The organism is Psychroflexus sp. MES1-P1E, from assembly GCF_002836055.1.
GTDB lineage: Bacteria > Bacteroidota > Bacteroidia > Flavobacteriales > Flavobacteriaceae > Psychroflexus.
Genome location: NZ_PJBS01000164.1, coordinates 1 through 5,377 on the forward strand (window position 1 = coordinate 1; position 5,377 = coordinate 5,377).

Sequence of the window (5,377 nt, forward strand, 5' to 3'; positions counted from 1 at the left end):
AAGTTCTTAACTCTATTTTGCACAGAAAGTTAAGATCGATTTCGAGAAAATAACTAATCTCCTTTTTAGCTTAAGTTAGAGCTCCTGATTAAATCAACAAAAGAGCTTTCATTCCTACCACACTCTGTGGATAAAGTCCACACGTTTAGGTCTTGGCGATATCCAAACTAGCTAGAAACAGTACAAACTTAATCACGGTATATAAATTGGTTGTAGATGACGAAATCATTAGCTATGGATACCGATTTAAATAGTGCCCAAACCTCACCGAGACCTTCATTTTCAAAATTATTTTCGATAAAATCCCTCTCCTCCAGAGATGTCCTCATTTTCACAGCAACATTTATACTGCTCGTCGGTGCTTTGATGACAGTTATTCAATTGCAACCTGCCTTTGAACAACTTCACCTAGAGAGAATCAATACGTTTTGGGGAAGACTGCTCATCTATGTTTCCATTGGATTACTTGCTTTTAAGATTGGTTTTTTGAGCTTTATCTTTTTTCTACGTCTAAAGTACCGCCCGGTTCAATCTGTATCCAATGAAAAATTGCCAGTGCTTACGGTCATTGTCCCTGCTTATAACGAAGGCCAGTTGGTTTGGAAAACCCTACACAGCTTAGCAGGCAGTCATTATCCTGAACATAAAGTTCAAATCATCTCTATAGATGACGGGAGTCAGGACGATACCTGGGCTTGGATGCAAAAAGCAAAACGCGAACTTGGAGATCGCTTATCTATTTTTCAACAGCCCAAAAACAAAGGTAAACGCCATGCCTTATACAGAGGCTTTAAATTGGGTACAGGAGATGTATTTGTTACTGTCGACAGCGATTCTATCGTGAAAACGGATACGCTTAGAAATTTGGTTTCTCCATTTATAGTAGATTCTAAATGTGGCGCAGTAGCGGGTAATGTGAGAGTCCTTAACAATGAAAAAGCAATAATTCCTCGGATGTTAAATGTGAGTTTTGCCTTTAGTTTTGAATTTATCCGTTCAGCACAAAGTCAGCTGGGGTCTGTCCTTTGTACTCCTGGAGCTTTAGCGGCGTATAGAAAAGAGGCTGTGCTTAATTGCTTGGAAAATTGGATGCACCAAACCTTTATGGGTAAAACAACCGATATTGGGGAAGATAGAGCGATGACCAATATGATTTTAAAACAAGGCATGCATGTTCGGTTCCAGAGTAATGCCGTTGTCCTTACCAATATTCCAGAGCGGTATAAAAACCTATATAAGATGTTTATCCGTTGGGAGCGAAGCAACGTGAGAGAAAACATTAAGATGAGTAAATTCGCTTTTACAAATTATAGAGAAGAATCGAAGGTAGGACCACGAATTTTATTGCTTAACCAGTGGATCAAAGTTATTTTTGCTTATCCATTTATGATTTTGATGCTTATTTTTATAGTGTTGTATCCGCTTTTGTTTATCAGTTCAACCTTGGCGAGTATACTTATCTTCTCTAGTATCCCTGCCTTGTTTTATGCTAAATCTTATAATGTTGGAGAGTCGCTATGGATATATTGCTACAGCTTATTTTATACTTTTAGTTTGTTTTGGATTACCCCTTATGCGATTGCAACGGCCAGTCGACGAGGTTGGTTAACCCGGGATTTACCTAAAAAAGTTTGATTTGTAACTGCTGAATTTAATCCAATTCGCTTATTGGTTTAACCATCACTTATTTACTCCATCAAACTTAAATACTCCACGTAAGAAGTCACTCTTTTTTTATTGAAGAGGACTCTTTTTGTCATTTCGACAGAGAAGTTTTTTTCTTCGACGAGGAATCTCGTTGTCATTCCGACAGAGAAGCTGTTTTTACTTCGGCGAGGAATCTTTTGTCATTCCGACAGAGAAGTTTTTTTCTTCGACGAGGAATCTCGTTGTCATTCCGACAGAGAAGTTTTTTTCTTCGATGAGGAATCTCGTTGTCATTCCGACAGAGAAGTTTTTTTCTTCGACGAGGAATCTCGTTGTCATTCCGACAGAGAAGTTTTTTTCTTCGATGAGGAATCTCGTTGTCATTCCGACAGAGAAGTTTTTTTCTTCGACGAGGAATCTCGTTGTCATTCCGACAGAGAAGCTGTTTTTGCTTTGACGAGGAATCTCGTTGTCATTCCGACAGAGAAGTTTTTTACTTCGACGAGGAATCTTTATGCTTTAAATAGGGAAAGATTCTTCAGTCGTCAAAAACTCCATCAGAATGACAGTGGCGTTTAGTCATTCCGACAGAGAAGTTTTTTACTTCGACGAGGACTCTTTATGCTTTAAATAGGAAAAGATTCTTCAGTCGTCAAAAGCTCCTTCAGAATGACAGTAGCGTTTTGTCATTCCGACAGAGAAGTTTTTTTCTTCGACGAGGAATCTCGTTGTCATTCCGACAGAGAAATTTTTTTCTTCGACGAGGAATCTCGTTGTCATTCCGACAGAGAAGCTGTTTTTGCTTTGACGAGGACTCTTTTGTCATTCCGACAGAGAAGTTTTTTTCTTCGACGAGGACTCTTTTTGTTTCAACAAGTAACCTTTATGCTTTCGACAGGAAAAGATTCTTCAGTCGTCAAAAGCTCCTTCAGAATGACAGTAGCGTTTTGTCATTCCGACAGAGAAGTTTTTTTCTTCGACGAGGAATCTCGTTGTCATTCCGACAGAGAAGTTTTTTACTTCGACGAGGAATCTTTATGCTTTAAATAGGGAAAGATTCTTCAGTCGTCAAAAACTCCATCAGAATGACAGTGGCGTTTAGTCATTCCGACAGAGAAGTTTTTTTCTTCGACGAGGACTCTTTTGCCTTCTTCGTCTTACTAAAAATTATCCAAATGAAACACATTTTAAGTCCTGCCCTACTCCTACTGATTTTTAATGTTCAACTTTCTGCACAAAGTTTTCGAGGTCGTATTATTGAGGCTAATACTCAAAATGGAATCCCTTACGTTAATGTGCAATTGGGTAATCGCTATGGAGTCTATTATAATAAGTTTAAGCATATTGATTAGTTTCCAATGTTTTTCACAAACTCCTCGAGAAGTTGTACAACTTCAGTTGGACGCTTATAACAAAGGAGATATAGAAGCTTTTTTAGAAGTGTTTACAGAAGATGCTGAAGCCTATAATTACGGTGATACTGAACCTTTTATTAAAGGGAAAGCCAATTTTAAAACGACTTACAGAAAATTATTTCAATCATCTCCAAACCTTGATAGCCTTGTAGCGTCTCGACAAGTCCTAGGTCAAACCGTCATCGATTACGAATATATCACCGGACGATCCAACAGTGGAAAGCCTGTTTTAATAATAGCTATTTACAAAATAGAGAATCATAAAATTATAAGATGTGATTTTATAAGAGAGTAAATGTTTATTTTTTGTGTGGAAACTTCAACATCCTGAAGAAGCTTAAAGCACATTTAATTCAACTAGACTTCAAAATTAAGCGGCTTCTAGACATCCAACATAGATTATCATTAACGTATTACTAACAAAAGTAAAGCATTCCTCTTAAATTTCACGTAAAGATAGTAGGAACAAATAGAATTGGAATTAATTTTGCAGATACAAATAAAAATAAGAACATGGAAGAGACAATTGAAATAATTTATGGATCAGCGAACTTTACTAGTGCAGGCACTTCTCAATTGTCTGTAAAGACATCTTCGGGAATAGAACACGCTTCGGTAGAAAACTTATCAGAATTAGACTCTGATTATGACCACTCAGATCTTGGTAGACTTTTTAAAGAAAGCCCTGAAAATTTTGCAAATATTCAAAAAGTAATATTTCGCGATCAATTCTTTTTCAGTTGTTGTTTCAGCTCTGGAGATGTCATGAATAAACTAAAATTTGATGCTGAAGGAACCTTAATGGATAACATAGACTTTTAGACCTAGAGGTCAAATTTATCTTTAGTACAAACTTACTTAAAATCAATTACTATGATCAGCAAATTACGGCTATAGCTTTCATAGTATTACTCAGGCTAACAACTCATGCAAAAGACAACACCTTTGGAGTAAAAGGAGGTGTCAACTTTTCTAACTTTTACACTGAAAATGTAGATGGTGAGAATGTAAAAACGGGTCTCAATTTTGGAGTTTACTCTAGAAGTGAACTTGTACCTGAACTTTTATACCTTCAGGCGAAACTTGGCTACTCCGGCAAAGGCGCTAAAATTGAAGGTAATGGAGAAGAAGCAGAAATTGGATTCGGCAATCTAGAATTACCAATTTTAGTTTCTGTCGGTATCGCCGATTTACTGTATGTAGAAGGTGGAGCTTATGCTTCCTATTTGCTTAACGCAAACATTTCAGGAGATTCTAGTTTGGGTTCATTTTCAGAAGAAATTGATACGGATAATTTTAAGGGTTTTGATTACAGTCTAGCTGTAGGGGCCAACGTCAATTTATCACCATTTGTCGTAGGTGTGAGGTATTATTATGGTTTGCAAGACATTGTAGATAATGACATTGGAAGCTTTACTGGAATTGAAGCCAGAAACTCAACTTTCCAAGCCTATGTAGCTTTTGAATTTTAAGTAACCAGCCTAATGAATTGTTCCATCAAGCGCATTTCGAAAGATGCGCTTTTTTTATGCTTTAGCTTTAGTTGATATCAATACCGAGTGTAGGTAATTATTGAGAATGTGTAAAGATGTACCAGATAGTTCAGATCATACAATCATCCGAATATTTTATAAATAACTGATGTACAGTTATTTGAAAAGCGTAGCTACTTTGGAAAGGGTATTGATACTTATAGAATAGACCCATAAAAAACATTCACATGAAATCACTGATAATTGCATTACTACTACTTAGTATATAAGCTTACAGTCAAGAAGAAAACGAAGAAAACAGGAAGACACAAATAGCAGTCTCAATGTAGAAGACATGCTTTCTGCCAAAAAAGAAAACGCAAGCATTATGTCTTAGGCCCAGCTGCCAAGAACTGAGAAGAATAAGCTTCAAGAACTCAATATAAGTCAGCAGATGATTGAAACTGTAAGAGTATTTGAAACTCAGGAGAAAACTTTATATGCCATCTCCATATTACAAAATGACAAGTTGAGAACTTTGCGCATCAAACCAAATGGTCAAACGGAAAATGCATCCTGGTCTAAAGTTTAAGTCTTTTCAAAAACCTCGGGGACGCTCGTAGGTTTTTTATTTGAAAAAATAAAATAGTAGTTTATTCCTACAAATTTTATAATGCAGAAAAGAATAAAATTAAAGTTTAACTATATAATTTTCTTTTCACATCTTCTAAACTTAATTCACCGTCAACTAATTCAATTATATTTCTGCTTACAAATTACCTATATAACAAGATGCAGTTCAACATGGTTTCAAGCTCTTTCTCTTTTGTCATGATTTTTAAA

At 36.2% G+C, this 5,377-nt stretch carries 7 protein-coding genes; 6 read left to right on the forward strand and 1 reads right to left on the reverse strand.

What is annotated here, in order from left to right; translation table 11 throughout:
- Positions 1 to 216: 216 nt before the first annotated feature.
- Positions 217 to 1,635 (forward strand): glycosyltransferase family 2 protein, encoded by a 1,419-nt coding sequence (locus CXF67_RS07770; protein WP_102088239.1) that lies wholly within the window; start codon positions 217 to 219, stop codon positions 1,633 to 1,635.
- 189 nt (positions 1,636 to 1,824) lie between these two features.
- Here the strand turns inward: CXF67_RS07770 and CXF67_RS17815 are convergent, their stop codons facing one another.
- Positions 1,825 to 2,076: a hypothetical protein gene (locus CXF67_RS17815; protein WP_145990396.1), complete on the reverse strand. Its 252-nt coding sequence runs from the start codon at positions 2,074 to 2,076 to the stop codon at positions 1,825 to 1,827.
- A 746-nt stretch (positions 2,077 to 2,822) separates the two neighbouring features.
- Between CXF67_RS17815 and CXF67_RS17820 the strand changes: the two genes are divergently transcribed.
- The 5 genes from CXF67_RS17820 to CXF67_RS18140 all read left to right on the forward strand — a co-directional run bounded on the left by CXF67_RS17820 (position 2,823) and on the right by CXF67_RS18140 (position 5,126).
- Positions 2,823 to 2,999, forward strand: coding sequence for a hypothetical protein (locus tag CXF67_RS17820; RefSeq protein ID WP_257984626.1), 177 nt, complete (start codon positions 2,823 to 2,825; stop codon positions 2,997 to 2,999).
- Positions 2,962 to 3,357: a nuclear transport factor 2 family protein gene (locus CXF67_RS07775; protein WP_102088240.1), complete on the forward strand. Its 396-nt coding sequence runs from the start codon at positions 2,962 to 2,964 to the stop codon at positions 3,355 to 3,357. The genes CXF67_RS17820 and CXF67_RS07775 overlap by 38 nt, the downstream gene beginning before the upstream one ends.
- Positions 3,358 to 3,575: 218 nt before the next feature.
- Positions 3,576 to 3,884, forward strand: a complete 309-nt coding sequence (locus CXF67_RS07780) for a hypothetical protein (protein WP_102088241.1) — start codon at positions 3,576 to 3,578, stop codon at positions 3,882 to 3,884.
- Positions 3,885 to 3,964: 80 nt separating this feature from the next.
- Complete coding sequence (locus tag CXF67_RS07785; RefSeq protein WP_257984627.1) at positions 3,965 to 4,534, forward strand: porin family protein; 570 nt, start codon at positions 3,965 to 3,967, stop codon at positions 4,532 to 4,534.
- Positions 4,535 to 4,988: 454 nt separating this feature from the next.
- Entirely contained in the window at positions 4,989 to 5,126 is a 138-nt protein-coding gene (locus CXF67_RS18140; protein WP_180957922.1) for a hypothetical protein, read from the forward strand.
- Positions 5,127 to 5,377 lie beyond the last annotated feature (251 nt).